This is a genomic window from Nonomuraea sp. NPDC050394, assembly GCF_044459065.1.
GTDB lineage: Bacteria > Actinomycetota > Actinomycetes > Streptosporangiales > Streptosporangiaceae > Nonomuraea.
The window spans coordinates 360332-377190 of sequence record NZ_JBITIO010000003.1 but is presented as its reverse complement, the minus strand read 5'-3'; the positions used below and the strand labels follow the sequence as shown (position 1 = coordinate 377190).

Genomic DNA, 16859 nt, shown 5'->3' with positions numbered 1-16859 from the left:
CATGAGCTTAGGGTCACCTGCCGCAACCTGCGCAAGGCCTGGTGAGAGGGGGAGCCGGGTTCGGTGGTGCAGATGACCGGGCGCAGGAGGACCCGCGCCCGAGCGCCGCCGGGCCGAGCGGCGGCTCCTTCGGGGACGCCGGTCCCCTTCCCGGGTAGGTGTGGACGCCCGCCCCCAGGACAGAAGGGAGGGATGGGACGAGACTTGGACAAGGAGCGGTTCTCCGAGGCGGAGTTCGCCCGTTTCGGAGAGCGGCTGGAAGAGCAGCTCGGCACGTTGCGCGCGCTGCTCGATAGGCCCGGCTTCGGCCAGGGCCCGACGACGCTCGGCGCCGAGCTGGAGCTCTTCCTCATCGACGAGAAGGGCCTGCCGCTGCCGCGCAACCAGGAGGTACGCGCCGCGCTCGACGACCCGCGCGTGGTGCTGGAGCTGGGCAGGTACAACCTGGAGATCAACCTGACACCGGTGCCGCTGGCCGGCCGGCCGTTCTCCGCCATGGGGGCGGAGATCCAGGAGACGCTGCTGAAGGTGGACGGCGCGGTCGAGGGCGGCGGGGCCCTGCCGATCGGCATCCTGCCCACGCTCGGCACCGGCGACTTCACCCGGCAGGCGATCAGCGACGAGAACCGCTACCGGGCGCTGAGCAGGGGCATCAGGCGGCTGCGCGTGGAGCCGTTCCTGGTCGTCATCGACGACCTGGAGCTGCAGGTGGAGGACGTCGTCCTGGAGGCGGCCAACACCTCCTGGCAGGTGCACCTGCGCACGCCGCCTGAGCGTTTCGCCCGGTTGTTCAACGCCGCGCAGCTGGCGACCGGGCCGGTGCTGGCCGCCTGCGGGAACTCGCCGCAGTTCCTGGGCCGCACGCTCTGGGAGGAGACGCGCATCGCGCTCATGGAGGAGGCGGCCGACGACCGGGACGTGGAGCGGCGTTTCAGAAGGGACGGGCGGGTCACGTTCGGCTCCGACTGGGTGCGCGAGGGGGCGTATGAGCTGTTCGAGCGCTACGTCCGCGACTACGACCCCGTCATGCCGGATATGTCATCCGATGGTGAGCTGGCCGAACTCCGGCTTCACCAGGGCACCGTCTGGCAGTGGAACCGGCCCGTCTACGACCCCGGCGACGGCGGCCACCTGCGGGTCGAGATGCGCGCGCTGCCCGCCGGGCCGAGCTGCGCGGACATGACCGCCAACACCGCGTTCCTGGTCGGGCTCACGCTGGCCTGCGCCGAGCACGACCTGACCGGCTACCGCTTCGCCGAGGCGTACCAGAACTTCTACCGGGCCGCCCAGAAGGGCCTGGACGCGCGGCTGTCCTGGCCGGGCCGGGAGGGCGAACTGCCCGCCGCCGACCTGGTGCTCGCCCTGCTGCCCGAGGCCAGGGCCGCCCTGCTGGGGGCGGGGGTCGCGCCCGACGAGGCCGACCGGGCGCTCGGGGTGATCGAGCAGCGTGTACGGCTGCGCCGTACCGGATCGGTGTGGCAGCGCGAGGCGCTGGAACGCCACGACGGAGACGTGGAGCGGCTGGTGCGGCGCTATCGCGAGCTGGCGCTGTCCGGGCGGCCGGTGCACTTGTGGCGCTGAACGCAACTTCTGGCCCGCCCCATTCGTCAAACGGAGACAAAGGAGACGAACAAGCGAGGGGTACATGGCTACCACGGGAATGGTCCCGGCAGACGCGGCGCCCTTCGCGCTGCGGCAGGCACCCGGCGAACTCGCCGAGGGCGCGGCCAAGCTGGCCGGCGAGATCGGCAGCACCGGCGTCGAGGCGCTGCTCGCGCAGGCCAACAGGACGGCCGTGCGCAAGGGCGCCGCGGCGGCGCTGGGCGCGATGAGCCCGAAGCCGCACGAGTGGTACGCCTTCGACACCAAGGACCAGGAGACCGTGGACTGGTACCCGCAGGGGCTGACCGGCGGCGAGGATTCCGGCGAGGCGGGTGTGCCGGTGTTCGCGGTCAGCTGGTACTTCAAGCCGAAGGCGCCGGTGCCCGAGCGCGGCGTCCGGGTGACGTTCCTCAGCCCGTCCACGCTGAAGTACCAGCACGTGCTGCTGGTCGAGGCGAAGCCGGACGGCTCGTACGGGCCGATCAACATCCACGCGGGCGGCATCGCCTGGTACGGCGACCTGCTCTACGTGGCCGACACCAAGCGGGGCCTGCGCGTCTTCGACCTCAACGCCATGCTGGACCTGCGCACCGCGCAGAAGGACCTGGGCGACGACAAGCGCGTGGGCCGCCACGGCGGCAGGTTCCACGCCTACGGCTACCGCTACGTCGTCCCGCAGAGCGACTTCTGGCGGCTGGCCTCGCCGAGCGGCGCGATCTTCTCGTTCGTGGCGATCGACCGCAGCGCCGGCCCCGACCTGCTGATCACCGGCGAGTACGACCCGGACGGGCCCACCGGCCGGGTGGTCCGCTACGAATTTGCCGGCAACCGGCCCGGCCCGGCCCGCGACTGCTTCCAGATGGGCGCCGCCAAGATCCAGGGCGCGGTCTCCCAGGGCGGCACGTGGTACCTCAGCCAGGCCTTCGACGCCAACAGGAACGGCAGGCTCCTGGTCACCAACGGCGCCAAGCTGAGCGCCCGGCCCTTCCCGATCGGCCCCGAGGACCTGACCGTGCAGGGCGGCAGGCTCTGGAGCGTCACCGAGTTCAAGAACCGGCGCGTGGTCTTCGGGGTCAGTCTCTGAGGTGCTTCATCAGCACCTCGCGGTAGGACCGGTCGAAGGCGTCGTAGCGTTCGCGCAGCTCGGCGCCCGGCCAGCCGGGTGGCAGCAGAGCCGGTGGCAGCAGCGGGTCCTTCAGCAGGTGGCGCAGGACCGCGGCGGAGACGATGAAGCCCTCGGCCAGCCCGTCGGCCCGCTGCAGCTCCCGCTCCAGCGCGCGCGCCTCGGCCGCCCACCCGTCGAGATCCCACAGGAGGGGAGTGGGATCCCGGCGCGGGCGGCCGTCGACGAGCGTGCACTGGGCGGTGACGCTGTCCGGCCAGTCCCTGATGAGGTTGGATGGGCGCATCCAGGTGCCTTCGCGCAGCTCCGCCAGGCGTAGCGCGCCCATCGCGTGGCGGAAGGCGGCCCGGTCGGCGGGGGCGCGCCGCTCGGCGGTCACCAGTGCGATCTCCCAGGCGCCGTCCCACGTCCTGGTGTGCGGGTCGCGGCTCTCGTCCTGCCTGCCCTGCCGTTCGAGCAGGCGTTCCGACAGGGTGTAGCGGCCGTCCTGCTGGACCAGGTCACCGGCGGCGACCATCCGGGACAGGGCCACCCGGACGGTTCCCTCGGCGATGCCGAACAATTCGCCGATGCGCACGAGGTGGCGGGCGGCCAGCCGGGGCGGGTAGCTGCCGAGCAGCGCGCTGAGGACGGCGGACCGGGCACTGAGACTATTACGCTCTTCCATCGCGTGTTGAGTATATGTAACACTCCGAGCATGGGCCGCTATCTCATCGAACCGTTCGACAACAGTGACCGCTACGCGACCGAGCGCTACCAGGGCGCCGCCGGGCGCGACTGGTGGGCCATCGACCCCACGCTGCAGCTGCTCATGCGCCACCACCTCGGCGACGGTTACGCGTGGGCGGAGCCGTATCTGCGCAGGCTGGGCGTCGTCACGGGCGGCGTCGTGGCCGAGTGCGCGGAGGAGACCGACCGCAACCCGCCGCGGCTGGAGAAGTACGACAAGTGGGGCCGCGACGTCAGCCAGGTCGTCATGCCGCCTTCCTTCCACACCGCCCGCGCGGCGATGATGGCCGACAACTTCCTCGCGCCCTCCTTCGTGCAGGAGGCGCTCGCCCACGGCGCCAGCCCGGCCGCGCTCGGCGCCGCCTGGACCTACCTGCTCAACCAGGCCGACATCGGGATGGGCTGCGCGCTCGGCACCGGCGGCGACATGGTGGTGCAACTGGCCGAGAAGCACGCGCCCGCGGACGTACGCGACCGGGTGCGCGAGATCTTCGCCAACGGCTTCTACTCCGGCGAGGCCGCGCAGATGTTCACCGAGCGCACCGGCGGCTCCGACCTGGCCGCGCTGGAGACCACCGCCGTACCCGAGGGCGAGGCGTGGCGGCTGGACGGCTTCAAGTGGTTCGCCTCCAACGCCAACGGCTCCGCCTTCGTCGTGCTGGCCCGGCTGCCGTCGGAGGAGGTCAAGCCGTTCCTCGTGCTGTGGGAGCGGCGCGACGGCGCGCGCAACGGCGTGCGCGTCCGCCGGCTCAAGGACAAGCTCGGAACCCGCTCGGTCGCCTCGGCCGAGGTCGAGTTCACCGGCGCCGAGGCGTTCCTGCTGTCCGGCTCGGGCTCCGGCTCCGGCCTCGGCACGATGATGAAGCTCACCAACGCCTCCCGGCTCGGCGTGGCCATGATGGGCGTCGGCGTGGCCCGCCGCGCGCTGGTCGAGGCCGTCTGCTACGCCCGCGCCCGCGAGGCGTTCGGCAAGCCGCTCATCGCCCAGCCGCTCATGCGCCGCAAGCTCGCCGAGCTGATCGTCGAGGTCGAGGCGGCACAGGCCATGGTCTTCGACGGCCTGATCAACCGGCTGCGGCTCGGCCCCGCCGTGATCAAGCTGCGCACCGCCAGGCTCGGCGTCACCGCCGCCAGCGACGCCATCGAGGTGCACGGCGGCAACGGCTACATCGAGCAGTGGCCCGTCGCCCGCCTGCTGCGCGACGCCCAGGTCAACCCCATCTGGGAGGGCGGCGACAACATCCTCTGCCTCGACGTACGGCGGGCGATGCTCAAGGAGCAGGCCCACCTGCCCTTCCTCGACCGGCTGCGCGGCGCCGCCACCTCGCCCCTCACCCAGGAGCGCGTCGAGGACCTCGCCAAGGCCGTCGAGGCCTGGCTCGGCGCCCCCGACGAGGCCAGGCTCTACCCGCTGGCCCAGTTCATGGCCGACGTCTACGCCGCCGCGCTGCTGGAGGAGCAGGCCACGTGGGGCATCGACGACGAGCGCAAGGCGCTGGTGGCCCGCCTCTACGCCGAGGCGCACCTGGCTGAGCGCGGCCCGTTGCGTGGCCTGGACGCCCCCCACGCCGACCACTTCGACGCGTTGCTGGCAGGGGCCATCGCGTGATCCGTACGGAGACCGCGGGCGGCGTCCGCTCGATCATCCTGAACCGCCCGCAGGAGTACAACACGATCACCCCCGGCCTGCGGGACGCGCTGGCCGGGGCGATCGACGAGGCGGACGCCGACCCGGACGTACGCGTCATGCTGCTGCGCGCCGAGGGCCGGGCCTTCTGCGCCGGTTACGGGCTCGACTGGTCCACCGAGGCGCAGGCGGCCGAGGGCGACTGGGACTCGGCCAAGGACTTCCGGCTGATGAAGTCGTTCGTGGACGTGTACATGAAGCTCTGGTACGCCGCCAAGCCGACCGTGGCCGCGGTCAACGGCTGGTGCCTGGCCGGAGGCACCGACCTGGTGTTGTGCGCCGACATCATCGTGGCGGGGGAGGGGGCCAGCTTCGGCTATCCGCCCGCCCGGGTCTGGGGCACGCCCACCACCGCCATGTGGGTCTACCGGATGGGCTTCGAGCAGGCCAAGCGCTATCTGCTCACCGGCGACGAGATCCCCGCCCGCCGGGCCGCCGAGATCGGGATGATCGCCGAGGTGGTGCCGGACGAGCGGCTTCACGAGCACGCGACGGCGCTGGCGTCCCGGATGGCCTTGCTTCCCGGCAATCAGCTGGAGATGCTCAAGCTGCTGTGCAACCAGACCGCCGAGAACATGGGGTTCGGCGCGAGCCGTACCCTGGGGACGTTCCTCGACGGGGTGGCGCGCCACACGCGCGAGGGCCGCGACTTCGTGGCCAGGGCCGCCGACGTGGGATTCCGGCAGGCGGTGCGCGAGCGCGACGACCCGTTCGGCGACTACGGATCACGGAGGCGAGAGCCATGAGCGTCCGAGTGGAACGCGAGGGCCCGGTGACCACGGTCGTGTTGTCGCGGCCGGAAGCGCGCAACGCCGTCGACAGGAAGACCGCCGACGCGCTGGTGTCGGCGTTCGCCGAGTTCGAGGAGTCCGACGCGGCCGTCGCCGTGCTGTGGGGCGAGGGCGGCACGTTCTGCGCCGGCGCCGACCTCAAGCGGCTCGACAACCACGTCGGCGAGGAGGGCGACGGCCCGATGGGGCCGACCAGGATGCGCCTGTCCAAGCCGGTGATCGCCGCGATCGCGGGGCACGCCGTCGCGGGCGGGCTGGAGCTGGCCCTCTGGTGCGACCTGCGCGTCGCCGAGCGCGACGCGGTCTTCGGGGTGTTCTGCCGCCGCTGGGGCGTGCCGCTCATCGACGGCGGCACGGTACGGCTGCCGCGCCTGATCGGCCTGTCGCGGGCCATGGACCTGATACTCACCGGCCGTCCCGTCGAGGCCGGTGAGGCCCTGGACATGGGCCTGGCCAACCGCGTCGTGCCCACCGGCACCGCGCGGCAGGAGGCGGAGGAACTGGCCGCCACCCTGGCCGCCTTCCCGCAGACGTGCCTGCGCGGCGACCGGCTCTCGGCCCTGGAGCAGGACGGCCTGCCCGAGCGCGAGGCCATGGTCAACGAGCTGCGCCACGGCATGATCTCCCTGGAGGACGGGCTGGCGGGAGCCGCCAGGTTCGCCTCGGGGGAGGGCCGGCACGGCCACTTCTCCTAGCGCTGCGTCTGCGGGTTGAACTCGCCGGGCCCGGCCGGGTCGAACGGCACGCCGGTCAGCTTCAGCACGTCCAGGCCGGCGATCATGTCGCTGGAGTAGATGTGGCCGGCGTAGAAGTAGGCCGCCCACGAGCCGCCGTGGTCGAAGGGCGACTTCTCCCGCTGGAAGTAGGCGATCTCCCTGGCCCGCGCCGGGTCGGTGAAGTCGATCACCGACACGCCGCCGTCGTACCAGCCCTGCACCATCATGTCCCGGCCCCGTGCCGGGACCAGCGAGCCGTTGTGCGCGCTGCACGTCTTCGGCGCGAGCTGCGGCCGGGGGATCTTGAAATAGCCGAGCAGTTCGAGCTTGCCGTCCTTGATGGCGTAGACGCCGTTGCCGCCGAGGGCCGGGCCCGCCTTCGGGTCGCAGACCACCGACCGGCCGGCGCCGAACTCGTCGGAGAAGACCACCCGGTCGCCGTCGCGGGTGAAGACCGCCGAGTGCCAGTACCCGAAGTGCTCCGGGTCCTGTACGCGGTCGAGCACCCTCGGGTCGTACGGGTCGCTGACGTCCAGCAGCAGGCCGTCGCCGATGCAGGAGGCGGCGGCCAGCTTCTTGGCGGCGAAGACGGTGACGTCGTGGCAGCCGCCGTAGCCGAACGGCTCGGGCAGCGCGGTGCCGCCGTCGTCCAGCACGAGGGGCGTGGCCGCCACCACCGCCCTGGCCGGGTCGCCCACCGGCACCTTCACCACGGTGAGCCGGCCCTTGTTCCGCTCGCAGGCCGCACTGGCGCCGCCGCCGAGGCGGCTGGGCGCGGAGGAGGAGTAGAGGACGACGTTGCGCGCGTCGGCCGAGACGAGCGTCGCGGTGTGGGACCCGCACGGCGTCGCCACCGCGCCGACGTACTTCGGGGCCGCCTTGTCGGTGATGTCGAAGATCCTCAGGCCCTCCCAGGTACGGCCGGACACGCCGGGGTCGCAGCTCGCGCTGCCCATGGGCAGGTCCACCGACAGGAAGAGCAGGTTGCCGCTGACCGTCACGTCGTTCTGCGGACCGGGGCAGTAGACCTGGCTGACGACCGCGGGCCGTCCGGGCGCGGAGACGTCGTAGACGGTGAAGCCCTCGTAGTTGCCGGCGATGGCGTGGCCGCCGGTGAAGGCGAGGTCGGTGCCGATGGCGGCGGCGGTGTCGAACGGGGGCGGGTTGCGCACCCCGGCAAGGGGCCGGAGGTTGCCGCTGTGCCTGATCGTCGCGTCGTGCTTCTTCAGGATCTCCGGGTCGATCGGGGCGCCGGTGGGGGCCGGGGTGTCGGACACCACGGGCAGCGGGGCGGCGCGGAGCGGCGGCTCGCCCGCGCACCCGGACAAGAATCCGGACAACAGAACGGCGAGCGGCCCGATGAGAACACCCCGTCGCACGGTCACCCCGTTCGTCGTAGATTTTGCCCAGATGAACCGTAACGCGGTGCTCGCCGCCGTGACAGTGCTCGCCTGCGCGTGTACGGCCCAGCCGCCCCCGCGGGGAGTCGTCCCCTCCGGCGGGCCACCCGTGATCCTGCCCGGCGGCCCCGGCGAGCCCGCGGCCACCGCCACCCCCGGTCAGACCGTCGCGCCGGTCAAGCGGCCGAACGCGGCCGACGTGCGCTTCGCCGAGGCCATGATCGTCCATCACCGGGCGGGGCTGGAGATGGCCGCGCTGGCCCGCGCGCGGACCACCTCGCGGCCCGTCCTGGCGGCGGCCGAACGGGTCAGGGTCGCGCAGGAGGCCGAGATCACCTGGCTGACGACGTGGCTGGGGCGGCTGGGCCGTACGCCGGAGCACGCCGCACACCCCGGCGGGCACGCCATGGCGGCGCTGCGCGGCGCGGACTTCGACCGGGCCTTCCTCACCGGGATGATCGCCCACCACGAGGGCGCGCTCGACCTGGCCGGACGCGTGGTCGAGGAGGGCGCGGACCCGGCGATCCGGGCGCTGGCCGCAGACATCGACCAGGGGCAGGGCGCGGAGATCACCCGGATGCGGGCGCTGCTGCGGGGGTCCCGGGCTTTGTCGGAGTGAGCACGTATGTTGAGACCATGGACGTGGCTGGGCGAGAGGTTCGCATCACCAACCCCGACAAGGTGGTCTTCCCCGAGGCCGGATACACCAAGCTCGACCTGATCTCCTACTACCGGGCCGTGGCCGGCGGGGCGCTGCGCGGCGTCGCCGGGCGGCCGATGATCCTCAAGCGGTTCGTGCACGGGATCCGGGAGGAGGCCTTCTTCCAGAAGCGGGCGCCCGCCAAGCGGCCGGACTGGATCGAGGTGGCCGAGCTCAAGTACCGCTCCGGGCTGAGCGCGGCCGAGGTCGTGGTCAGTGACCTGGCCCAGCTCGTGTGGGTGGTCAACCTGGGCTGCGTCGACCTCAACCCGCATCCGGTGCGGGCGGGGGACCTGGCCCATCCCGACGAGCTGCGCATCGACCTCGACCCCATCCCCGGCGTGCCCTTCCGCGACGTGCTGTCCACCGCGCAGGTGGCGCGGGAGGTGCTGGAGGAGCACGGGCTGACCGCCTGGCCCAAGACGTCCGGGTCGCGGGGTTTCCATGTCTACGCCAGGATCGAGCCGCGCTGGCCGTACGCGCAGGTGCGCAAGGCGGCCGAGGCCGTCGCCCGCGAGGTCGAGCGGCGTGCGCCGGACCTGGCCACCGCCCGCTGGTGGAAGGAGGAGCGCGAGGGTGTCTTCGTCGACTTCAACCAGAACGCCTACGACCGCACCGTCGCCTCCGCCTACTCGGTGCGCGCGGTGGCCGATGCCCGCGTGTCCACGCCGCTGACCTGGGACGAGGTGCCCGGTTGCCGGCCGGAGGCGTACACCATCGAGACCGTGCCCAAGCGCTACGCCGAGATCGGCGACCCGTGGGAGGACATGGATCTGCACGCCGGCGTGCTCGACGGGCTGCTGGAGCTGGCCGAGTCGCTGGGGCCCGCCCCCAAGGCGCCCAAGGGGGAGGGGCGGCGGCAGCAGACGATGCCGCTCATCGAGATCGCGCGGGCGCAGCACAAGGACGAGGCCATGGCCGGGTTCGAGCGCTGGAAGGAGCGCCACCCGGCGGTGGCCGCCCTGCTGGAGCCGGCTGACGTGCTGGTCGACGGGATGCGCGGGCGCAGCAGCGTGTGGTACCGGATCCGGGTCAACCTCCAGCACGTGCCCGAGGAGCAGCGGCCGCCGCAGGAGGAGCTGGAGGTCGACTACGACCCGTTCGAGGGCGTCGAGTGGCCGGGAGCCGGACGCTCCTGACCCGGCCGGACCGTCCGTCCGCGGGCGGCGGGGTCGTCGGGCCAGGTGAGCAGGCGGTCCCCGACCTGGGCGGCGTCGCCCGTGCCGCGCCGGCGCAGCAGACCGGGACCGGCCAGTTCACAGGTCGACCAGGCCAGGATGCCGGCGCCCGCAGGGAGCGTGACGTCCTCGGGATGCCTGACGTCCTCAGGGAGCGTGACGCTCTCGGGAAGCATGACGCCCTCGGGGAGCATCAGGCCCGAGCGGGCGGGCAGGTCGATCCTGCGCCCGCCGAACAGCGGCAGGCCGTCGCGGCTGAGCACGAGTGACTGGTCCACCGGGCCGACGTTCAGCAGGTGCACCAGGCGTTGCCCGCCCGGGTCGGCGGTGGAGGTCACCACGATGCCCGGGACCGGCGCGTCGTGGGTGTGGCGGGGCCGGGCGCCGAGCAGGGCGAGCAGGCCGGTCCAGAAGTCCAGGTGGCACGGGTAGTCGCAGGTCAGCACGATCGCCTGGCCGGACCCGGCGCGTACGCGCACGCCGACCGGGGCGCCCGAGACCGCCTCGCGGACCAGGACCTCCGCCTCCGGCGCGCTCAGGTGCTGCAGGACGCCGACCCGGACCTCGGGGCGGCCGTCCGCGCGTACCGAGGGGAACAGCTCGGCGGTGCCCTCCACCGGAGGCCCGGCCGACAGGCCCAGCGCCTCGGCCAGGATCGTGCAGGGCGCGCCGTCGGTGTCGCGGGCGGGCAGCATGCCGGCCAGCAGCAGCCGCCCGCCGTCCAGCACGTACGCGGCCAGCCGCCGCTGGACCCGCGCCGCGAGCGTGGTGGCGCTGCCCAGCACCAGCACCCGGCCAGTGGCGAAATCCTCCTGGAGGTCGACGGCGGGGAAGGAGAACCCGGCCAGGAGCAGCGCGCGGGCCGGCACGTCCCTGGAGCCCATCCCGCGAAAGCGCTCCAGGTCGGCCACGACCGCCCGCCGTCCGGCGTCGCCCGGGTAGGCGTACTCGGTCAGGTAGTGGTCGGGCACGAAGCCCAGTGCCACGTCGTCGTGCTCCTCGTCCATGTCGGCCAGCAGTTCCGCCGCCCCGCGCACGGCCGACAGCACCGACCGGATCGCCGCGAACGCCGGGCCGGTGCGCCCCTCCGGGTCCACGGGCGCGGCGAAGCCGTGGCGTTCGCCGGTGAACGCGACGCGGTCGTTGCCGTCGCCCGCGGGGACGTCGAGCGGCGGGTTCACCCCGCCCGCGAACAGGTAGTAGTTGATCAGCCGGTTGCCCTGCGCCACGCACAGCCGGGTCTTCAGCTCCAGCGCCGACGGCGGGACCATCAGCGCCAGGTCCTCGCCGTAGTCGCCGGTGCCCGCCTCGAACTCCAGCGAGGTGAGCGGCTGGTCCGCGTCGTGCACGGCGGCCATGAACGCGTTGCCGACGTACAGGTCGGCGACGTTGCCCACGGTGAGGTCGCCCAGGTAGTGGTCGGAGCCCGAGGTGAGCTGCGGCTGACCCCGGTAGGCGCGGTAGAGCTGGCTGATGCCGATCGGGTAGGTCCTGCCGCGCCCGCCGCCGGTCCCGTGGATGTTGACCAGGTACGGCACGCCGCGCACCCCGTACGCCTCGGCCCGTTCGCGCAGGAAGGCGAGGTAGCGGGCGTAACGGTCGCGGTTGTAGGCGCCCAGCGCGTGGTGGAAGGCGAGCGAGCCGGGGCCGGACGGGCTGCGCGGCGACAGGCCGCCGAACGCGCCGCCGCTCCAGGCGGCGAAGTCGGCCAGCACGCCGTCGGTGAGGTCGGGGGAGTTGCTCACCCACGACAACATCCCGACCTCGTTGTCGAGCTGCACCGCCGCGACCGGCCCGCCGCGCGGCGCCAGCCGTTCGGCCAGGACCGGCATGATCGCCGCGTACCAGGCGTCCACCTCCTCCAGGAACGCGGGCGCGAGGTAGTCGAGGGTCCTGGTCGGCACGGGCGCGCCGTCCCACGTCACCGGGCGCACCTGCGGGTGCCGCACGTAGACGCGATGGGGGATGCCCTCGTTCTTGAGCTCGGCCATCACGAACGGCCCCGGCCGGGCGATCACCGCCAGCCCGCGCTCGGCCGCCAGGTCCAGGAACCCGGTCAGCCCGCGGTGCCCGCCGGTCCTGCCGGTCAGGTCGACGGACCCGTCGGGCAGCTCGTGCACCAGCCACGGTATGTACGTCGCGACCGCCGTGCACCCCGCCTCCGCCAGCCGGTCGAGGCGGTCGCCCCAGTCGCGGGGTGCCAGCCGGAAGTAGTGCACCTCCCCGCTCATGACCAGCGAGGGCACGCCGTCGATCAGGATCCTGCGCCGGCCGAGACGGATGTCGCGCATGCGGACGGGTCCTCTCCGTGGGGTCTTGCCGTGGTGAGGTTCCTCACATATGGTCGCTGAAAGCGGTTACAGCAACACGTTACGGTGGAGGCGGGCACATGGGCAACAGACGCCCGACAGTGCGGGAAATCGCCAAGATCGCCCAGGTCTCCGTCGCCACCGTCTCCCGCGTCTCGCGGGGAACGGGCCAGGTCAGCCCCGAGACGCGCGAGCGCGTGCTCCGCGTCATCGAGGAATACGGTTACCGCCCCAGCCAGATGGGCCGCGCCCTGGCCGAACAGAAACACGGCTCGGTGGCGATGGTCTTCCCGGGGCTGGCGGGGCCGTACTTCTCCGAGCTCATCCAGGGCTTCGAGTCGGAGGCGATGGCGGCGGGGGCCTCGGTGCACATCCTGGCCACCCACCACCGCGCCGGCGCCGACGAGCAGGTGCTCACCATGGCCGAGCGGGTGGACGGCATGGCCGTCCACGGCGGCACGATCAGCGACGACGCGCTGCGGCGGGCCGCCGGGCGGGTCCCGGTCGTGACACTGGCCGGGCGCTCCATGGACGGCGTGCCCGCCGTGCGCGCCGACAACACGACGATCGGCGAGCTGACCAGGCACCTGCTGCTCGACCACGGGTACCGGCGGCTGGCGTTCGTCGGCAACCCCGACGGATCACCCGACGTGACCGAGCGCTGGGAGGCGTTCAAGGCCGCCCACCGCGCGGCCAAGGTGAGCGCGCCGCGCGAGCCGTTGCGGCTCGGGCTGCAGCAGTCCGACGGCGTCATCGCCGCGGGCGAGCTGCTCGAAGGCCGCCGCCGCCCGCGCGCGGTGGTCTGCGCCAACGACGAGACCGCGCTCGGCCTGCTCATCGGCGCGCTCGGCCGCGGTCTGTCGGTGCCCGCCGACGTGGCGATCACCGGCTTCGACGACGTGCCCATGGCCTCGCTCGTGCAGCCGCGCCTGACCACGGTCCGCCAGCCCATCAGGGAACTGGGCGCGACCACCGCGCGGCTGCTCATCTCCGGCCTCGGCGGCCCGGGTGCCGTCATGGACGCGGTCCTCGCCACCGAACCGGTGCTGCGCGAAAGCTGCGGCTGCACCACCAGCAGAAGGAGTGAAAGCAAAGGTGAGAGGACGTAAGCAGATCCTCATCGCGTTAGTGGCGGCACTGGCTGTCGCCGGATGCACCGGCACGGAGGGCATGGCCGCCCCGCAGGACACCGCCCGGGGCATGATCGGCCACCTGGACTACGGCGACTTCGGCGGCGGCACCGAGCCACAGGCCAACTACAACCCCTACCTGCTCGCCACCCAGCTGGGCGCCACCGGATACCTCTTCGAGAAGCTCGTCGAGTACGACCACTTCTCCTGCACCCCCAAGCCCTGGCTGGCCGCCGCGTACTCCTGGACCGACCCCAAGACCCTCGTCCTGCGGGTACGGCAGGGCGTGAAGTGGACCGACGGCGCCCCCCTGACCGCCAAGGACGTGGCCTACAGCTACTCCCTGATCAAGAAACATCCGGCCTTCGACAACGAGGGCGTGTGGCGCTATCTGTCCTCGGTCGAGGCCACCGACGCCGCGACCGTCACCATGCGCTTCAAGGACGCCGGCGCCTCCGCCTTCACTCTCGCGGTCAACGTCCTCATCGTGCCCGAGCACATCTGGTCGAAGGTCCCCGACCCGACGACGTTCGTCAACGCCGACAACCCCGTCGGCACCGGCCCCTTCACCGTGAAGGCGTTCAACCGCCAGCAGCTGACCATCCAGCGCAACCCGGACTACTGGCAGGCCGGCAAGATCAAGGTCCAGGAGATCCGCTTCCACAAGGCCGACGGCGGCGGCCCGATCGACCAGCTCAAGATGAGCCGCGGCGAGTACGACCACAACGCGATGTTCATCCCCGACGTGGACAAGGCCTACGTGGCCCGCGACCCCAAGGTCAACCACTACTGGTACCCGCCGGGCGGCACGATCAGCGTCTACCTCAACCTCACCAGGAAGCCCTTCGACGACCTGGCCTTCCGCAAGGCGCTCACCGGCGCCTTCGACCACAAGCAGATCATCGACAAGTCGCAGAACGGCTATGTCACCCAGGCCAGCCAGAGCGGCCTCATCGTCCCCGGCCACGACAAGTGGCTGCCGCCGGGCCTGACCGGCCGGGGCCTCATCCCGTACGACCCGGCCAAGGCCGACGCCGCCCTCACCGCCGCCGGCTACGCCAAGGACGCCGACGGGACCCGGCTCGGCAAGGACGGCAAGCCGCTGACGTTCACGTTCAAGGTGCCGGGCGAGTGGACCGACTGGCTGGCCGCCGGCCAGATCATCGTCAAGAACCTCAAGGCGCTCGGCTTCGGCGTGGACCTGGAGACCCCGGACTTCCCGACCTACGAGAGCGACCGGGCGATCGGCAGCTACGACGCGCTGCTCGGCGTGCACGGCGGCTCGTGCAACATGTTCAGGAACTTCGCCGAGCCGCTCGCCGGCGACCAGAGCGCGCCCATCGGCAAGAAGGCGGCCTCCAACTTCGTGCGCTGGAAGGACGCCGAGACCGACCGGCTGCTGGACGACCTGCGCGTCGCCACCGACGAGGCCACACAGAAGAAGGCCGTCGCGGGCCTGGCCACGATCATGATGGAGCGGGTTCCGGTCATCCCGCTGTGGTACGGGGCCAAGTGGTTCCAGTACCAGACCGACAAGGCCGTCGGCTGGCCCGACGCCAAGAACCCCTATGCCAACCCGGGCGACAACCTGCTCATCATCACGAACCTGAAGCCCGCATGAGGTACTTCCTGCGGCGGGCCGGCTTCTTCGCGGCCACCCTCTGGGCCGCCGTCACGCTCAACTTCCTCATCCCCCGGCTGCAGCCGGGCGACCCGGCCGAGGCCATCGTCGCCCGGCTCAGCGGGCGCAGCCAGGCGATCGACCCCGCCCAGGTCGCCGCGGTGCGCACGATGCTCGGCGCCCCCGACGGCACCCTGCTCACGCAGTACGTCAACTACCTGGGCGCGGTGCTGCGGGGCGAGTTCGGGGTCTCCTACACCTACTTCCCCTACCCGGTCACACACATGATCGGGCAGGCGCTGTGGTGGACGGTGATCCTGGTCGGGGTCACGCACGTGCTGTCGTTCGCCGCGGGCACGCTGCTCGGCGCGTGGGCGGCCCACCGGCGCAACACCCGCACCGACTCGGTGATCACGCTGGGCTCCACGTTCGTCGGCACGCTGCCGTTCTTCTGGCTGGCGCTCATGCTCATCTACGTCTTCGCGATCACGCTCAACTGGTTCCCCGCCCGCGGCGGCTACGGGCCGGGCTCCAACCCCGGCTGGAGCTGGATCTTCTTCTCCGACGCCTTCCAGCACAGCGTGCTGCCCGCGCTGGCGCTGCTCATCGTCGGCCCGATCGGCTGGATCATCGGCATGCGCAACAACATGGTCCAGACGCTCGGCGAGGACTACGCCCGCCTGGCCAGGGCCAAGGGCCTGTCCCAGCGCAGGATCGCGCTCACCTACGGAGCCCGCATCGCCGTCCTGCCCAACGTGACCGGCTTCGCCATGGCGCTGGGCGGCATCCTCGGCGGCACCGTCCTGGTCGAGTCGATCTTCAACTATCCGGGACTCGGCCGGATGATGCTCGACTCCGTCACCAACCGCGACTACCCGCTCATGCAGGCCCTGTTCCTGTTCATCACGATCGGCGTCCTGCTCGCCAACTTCCTGGCCGACATGCTCTACGGGGTGCTCGACCCGCGCGTGCGCAGGGAGGTGGCCGCATGACGGCCGAACTGGCCGCCACCGAGGCCCGGCGGGCCACCCGGCTGCCCGGCTGGCTGGTCATCCTGTGGCGCAACCGCAAATGCCGGATCGGGCTGGTCATGCTGGCCGGGTTCGTCGCCGTCGGGCTGCTCGCGCCGTGGCTGGCGCCGTACGGGCCGCGTGACGACTCCTTCGACGGCTCGCTGCCGCCCGGCGCCGGGCACTGGCTCGGCACGACCGCGCGCGGAGAGGACGTGCTCTCCCAGCTCATCTACGGCGCCCGGATCTCCCTGGTGGTCGGGCTGGCCGCCGGGGCGCTGTCCACGGTGATCGCGCTGATCGTCGGGCTGACCTCCGGCTACCTCGGCGGGCTGGTCGACGAGATCCTCTCCTTCTTCACCAACCTGGCGCTGGTCGTGCCCGTCCTGCCGCTGATGATCACCCTCGCGGCGTACTCGCCGGTCAAGGGACTGTGGCTGATCGTCGCGGTCATCAGCGTCACGGGCTGGGCGTACGGCGCGCGGATCAAACGGGCGCAGATCATCTCCCTGCGCACCCGCGACTACGTGACGGCCGCCAAGTTCGCCGGGGACTCCACCGCCCGGATCATCATGAAGGAGATCATGCCGAACATGACCTCGCTCATCGTGGTCGGCTTCATGGGCGCCTGCCTCGGCGCGATCGGCGGCGAGGCCGGGCTCTCCTTCCTCGGGCTCGGCGACCCGGCCAGTGTGAGCTGGGGCGCGATGCTCAACCAGGCCAACAACGGCGGCGCGATGCTCACCGGCCAGTGGGCCTGGCTGGTGGCGCCCGGCCTGGCCTTCGCCGGGCTGATGATCGCGCTCACGCTGGTCAACTTCGGCGTGGACGCGCTGAGCAACCCGCACCTGAGGGAGGACTGA

Annotated in this window: 14 protein-coding genes; 11 read left to right on the top strand and 3 right to left on the bottom strand. The window is 72.1% G+C overall.

What is annotated here, in order from left to right:
- Window positions 1–192: 192 nt before the first annotated feature.
- Together ACIBKY_RS14845 and ACIBKY_RS14840 are read left to right on the top strand one after the other, a co-directional pair.
- Window positions 193–1581 (top strand): glutamate--cysteine ligase, encoded by a 1389-nt coding sequence (locus ACIBKY_RS14845; protein WP_397097187.1) that lies wholly within the window; start codon window positions 193–195, stop codon window positions 1579–1581.
- A gap of 64 nt (window positions 1582–1645) precedes the next feature.
- Window positions 1646–2686, top strand: coding sequence for a hypothetical protein (locus tag ACIBKY_RS14840; protein WP_397097186.1), 1041 nt, complete (start codon window positions 1646–1648; stop codon window positions 2684–2686).
- Here the strand turns inward: ACIBKY_RS14840 and ACIBKY_RS14835 are convergent.
- Window positions 2676–3392 (bottom strand): PaaX family transcriptional regulator C-terminal domain-containing protein, encoded by a 717-nt coding sequence (locus tag ACIBKY_RS14835; RefSeq protein ID WP_397097185.1) that lies wholly within the window; start codon window positions 3390–3392, stop codon window positions 2676–2678. The genes ACIBKY_RS14840 and ACIBKY_RS14835 overlap by 11 nt on opposite strands.
- A gap of 30 nt (window positions 3393–3422) precedes the next feature.
- Here ACIBKY_RS14835 and ACIBKY_RS14830 point away from each other — a divergent pair, with 30 nt between their 5' ends.
- Genes ACIBKY_RS14830 through ACIBKY_RS14820 form a run of 3 tightly spaced genes read left to right on the top strand, consistent with a single transcriptional unit; the run spans window position 3423 to window position 6627 of the window.
- Complete coding sequence (locus ACIBKY_RS14830; RefSeq protein ID WP_397097184.1) at window positions 3423–5063, top strand: acyl-CoA dehydrogenase family protein; 1641 nt, start codon at window positions 3423–3425, stop codon at window positions 5061–5063.
- Window positions 5060–5887, top strand: a complete 828-nt coding sequence (locus tag ACIBKY_RS14825; protein WP_397097183.1) for a crotonase/enoyl-CoA hydratase family protein — start codon at window positions 5060–5062, stop codon at window positions 5885–5887. Before ACIBKY_RS14830 ends, ACIBKY_RS14825 begins: the two co-directional genes overlap by 4 nt.
- The gene (locus ACIBKY_RS14820; protein ID WP_397097182.1) at window positions 5884–6627 is read left to right on the top strand and encodes a crotonase/enoyl-CoA hydratase family protein; all 744 of its coding nucleotides are present in this window, start codon (window positions 5884–5886) and stop codon (window positions 6625–6627) included. Before ACIBKY_RS14825 ends, ACIBKY_RS14820 begins: the two co-directional genes overlap by 4 nt.
- Here ACIBKY_RS14820 and ACIBKY_RS14815 read toward each other — a convergent pair.
- A complete protein-coding gene (locus ACIBKY_RS14815; RefSeq protein ID WP_397097181.1) occupies window positions 6624–8033 on the bottom strand; it encodes an LVIVD repeat-containing protein in 1410 nt (469 codons plus the stop codon). The two genes, ACIBKY_RS14820 and ACIBKY_RS14815, sit on opposite strands and share 4 nt — an antisense overlap.
- Before the next feature lie 25 nt (window positions 8034–8058).
- On the opposite strand from ACIBKY_RS14815, the gene ACIBKY_RS14810 reads away from it, so the two are divergent.
- Both ACIBKY_RS14810 and ligD read left to right on the top strand, forming a co-directional pair.
- Window positions 8059–8667, top strand: coding sequence for a DUF305 domain-containing protein (locus tag ACIBKY_RS14810; protein WP_397097180.1), 609 nt, complete (start codon window positions 8059–8061; stop codon window positions 8665–8667).
- A gap of 17 nt (window positions 8668–8684) precedes the next feature.
- Window positions 8685–9887, top strand: coding sequence for a non-homologous end-joining DNA ligase (gene ligD, locus ACIBKY_RS14805; protein WP_397097179.1), 1203 nt, complete (start codon window positions 8685–8687; stop codon window positions 9885–9887).
- Here ligD and ACIBKY_RS14800 read toward each other — a convergent pair.
- Window positions 9839–12217: a beta-galactosidase gene (locus tag ACIBKY_RS14800; RefSeq protein WP_397097178.1), complete on the bottom strand. Its 2379-nt coding sequence runs from the start codon at window positions 12215–12217 to the stop codon at window positions 9839–9841. The two genes, ligD and ACIBKY_RS14800, sit on opposite strands and share 49 nt — an antisense overlap.
- Before the next feature lie 98 nt (window positions 12218–12315).
- On the opposite strand from ACIBKY_RS14800, the gene ACIBKY_RS14795 reads away from it, so the two are divergent.
- The 4 genes from ACIBKY_RS14795 to ACIBKY_RS14780 are packed head-to-tail and all read left to right on the top strand — an operon-like array spanning window position 12316 to window position 16859.
- Window positions 12316–13344, top strand: a complete 1029-nt coding sequence (locus ACIBKY_RS14795; RefSeq protein WP_397097177.1) for a LacI family DNA-binding transcriptional regulator — start codon at window positions 12316–12318, stop codon at window positions 13342–13344.
- Window positions 13331–14986 (top strand): ABC transporter substrate-binding protein, encoded by a 1656-nt coding sequence (locus ACIBKY_RS14790; RefSeq protein WP_397097176.1) that lies wholly within the window; start codon window positions 13331–13333, stop codon window positions 14984–14986. The genes ACIBKY_RS14795 and ACIBKY_RS14790 overlap by 14 nt, the downstream gene beginning before the upstream one ends.
- Window positions 14983–15978 (top strand): ABC transporter permease, encoded by a 996-nt coding sequence (locus ACIBKY_RS14785; protein ID WP_397097175.1) that lies wholly within the window; start codon window positions 14983–14985, stop codon window positions 15976–15978. Before ACIBKY_RS14790 ends, ACIBKY_RS14785 begins: the two co-directional genes overlap by 4 nt.
- A complete protein-coding gene (locus ACIBKY_RS14780) occupies window positions 15975–16859 on the top strand; it encodes an ABC transporter permease (protein WP_397097174.1) in 885 nt (294 codons plus the stop codon). The genes ACIBKY_RS14785 and ACIBKY_RS14780 overlap by 4 nt, the downstream gene beginning before the upstream one ends.

Excerpts from the sequence above, each read along its gene's own strand:
- ACIBKY_RS14840 (WP_397097186.1), top strand. The coding sequence starts at position 1,646 with ATGGCTACCACGGGAATGGTCCCGGCAGACGCGGCGCCCTTCGCGCTG.
- ACIBKY_RS14785 (WP_397097175.1), top strand. The coding sequence starts at position 14,983 with ATGAGGTACTTCCTGCGGCGGGCCGGCTTCTTCGCGGCCACCCTCTGG.
- ACIBKY_RS14835 (WP_397097185.1), bottom strand. The coding sequence starts at position 3,392 with ATGGAAGAGCGTAATAGTCTCAGTGCCCGGTCCGCCGTCCTCAGCGCG.
- ACIBKY_RS14795 (WP_397097177.1), top strand. The coding sequence starts at position 12,316 with ATGGGCAACAGACGCCCGACAGTGCGGGAAATCGCCAAGATCGCCCAG.
- ACIBKY_RS14810 (WP_397097180.1), top strand. The coding sequence starts at position 8,059 with ATGAACCGTAACGCGGTGCTCGCCGCCGTGACAGTGCTCGCCTGCGCG.
- ACIBKY_RS14780 (WP_397097174.1), top strand. The coding sequence starts at position 15,975 with ATGACGGCCGAACTGGCCGCCACCGAGGCCCGGCGGGCCACCCGGCTG.
- ACIBKY_RS14830 (WP_397097184.1), top strand. The coding sequence starts at position 3,423 with ATGGGCCGCTATCTCATCGAACCGTTCGACAACAGTGACCGCTACGCG.
- ACIBKY_RS14820 (WP_397097182.1), top strand. The coding sequence starts at position 5,884 with ATGAGCGTCCGAGTGGAACGCGAGGGCCCGGTGACCACGGTCGTGTTG.
- ACIBKY_RS14845 (WP_397097187.1), top strand. The coding sequence starts at position 193 with ATGGGACGAGACTTGGACAAGGAGCGGTTCTCCGAGGCGGAGTTCGCC.
- ACIBKY_RS14800 (WP_397097178.1), bottom strand. The coding sequence starts at position 12,217 with ATGCGCGACATCCGTCTCGGCCGGCGCAGGATCCTGATCGACGGCGTG.
- ligD (WP_397097179.1), top strand. The coding sequence starts at position 8,685 with ATGGACGTGGCTGGGCGAGAGGTTCGCATCACCAACCCCGACAAGGTG.